At 65.3% G+C, this 1,270-nt stretch carries 1 protein-coding gene; it reads right to left on the minus strand.

Translation table 11 applies throughout. The features are described from left to right. Positions 1 to 571: 571 nt before the first annotated feature. The gene (locus BLW05_RS35225) at positions 572 to 979 is read right to left on the minus strand and encodes a VOC family protein (RefSeq protein ID WP_093169581.1); all 408 of its coding nucleotides are present in this window, start codon (positions 977 to 979) and stop codon (positions 572 to 574) included. Positions 980 to 1,270 lie beyond the last annotated feature (291 nt).

Here is a 1,270-nt window from a genome sequence, read left to right on the forward strand (position 1 = left end):
AAGACCGCGTGGCCCTACTACCTGGCGATCTTCATCGCGATCACGCTGGTGACCTACGTGCCCTCGTTCTCGACCTGGCTGCCGTCGATCATCAAGGGGCACCGCGTTTTCTGATTCGCGTAGGGCCGTGTCGCGCGGCCTTGGTGCTCGGAAGGCATCCAGGCTCTTGCGCGGATGCGGCCCATAGGGCTGATCGATGCGCGCTCCGGCCGAGGAGGCGACGATGTCGCTCTCGCGCTGGAAGCCCGCGAGCAGGTCGGGAGAGCCGGGGGCGACCCTGGCCTTCGACATTTTCGAATTGATGATTGGTTAGCGTGAAGTGTAGGAAAGACGCTCCAACAATGTAGTAAACGCGCTCCATCCGGCCACCGGCTCGCAGCGTCAGCCAGATCTCCCGAGAGCAAGCCAGGACCTACTGAACGTCACCCACTGCAGAGCGAGCTACGAGCAGCCGTTGGCTCGCGGCGCGGTGCTTACGCAGCCGCCAACGGACCGCTACGGCAGCGTGGACGTCGGTTTCCGAGATTCCGCGAGCAAAGGCTGGAGATGATCGCGGCTGCCGCCAAGTAGATCATCGATCGGGCGGGCCCTTGAGCTCGACGACGTTGCCCTCAGGGTCGCGCAGGTAAATCGATGGCCCCTCGCCCTCGGCACCGAAACGCGACTCGACGGGGCCAGCATCGATGCCCAGCCCCGACAGATGGCCGCGGATCGCATGTTCGTCGAAGGGCTCGACGCGGAAGCAGAAGTGGTCGAGATTGCGGCCCTCTTCGCCCGGCGGCGCACCGCCGGCGCGCCCCAGAGCGCCATCGATCGGAACGAGATCGAGCATCGCGCGTCCGGCCCGCAGCTGCGTAAGGCCGATGTCGTCGCGCTGCCGCTCGACCTGGCAGCCGAGGCCGTCGCAATAGAAGCGCAGCATGCCCGGCAGGTCAGTGACGCGCAGGACGAGGTGGTCGATGTCTCGGATCTGGATCATGGAGGCCCCCTGGAGCGGACGGATGTTTTGCCTCGGAGCAATCCTAGCGCGTGCTGCATCACCTCGCTTCGAGATCGACCCGCAATGCAGTCCGCCGACTCCTATCGCAGCAACTCGGACAGGAGAGCGACGCCCGACCCGCGACACAGCATTTCACTATGGTCACCGCAGGACCGTCTGCCCGACTCGCAGCGTAGAACGAAACCGCTCTCGCGGTAGGCGCTTCGCGCATCCCATGGACACCTCGTGAGCCGGTTGTCGCCACCGTTGGCGGCGAGGCAATCCTGCCTC

The sequence above is a fragment of the Variovorax sp. YR216 genome, assembly GCF_900107745.1.
In the GTDB taxonomy this organism is placed as follows: Bacteria; Pseudomonadota; Gammaproteobacteria; order Burkholderiales; family Burkholderiaceae_C; genus Variovorax.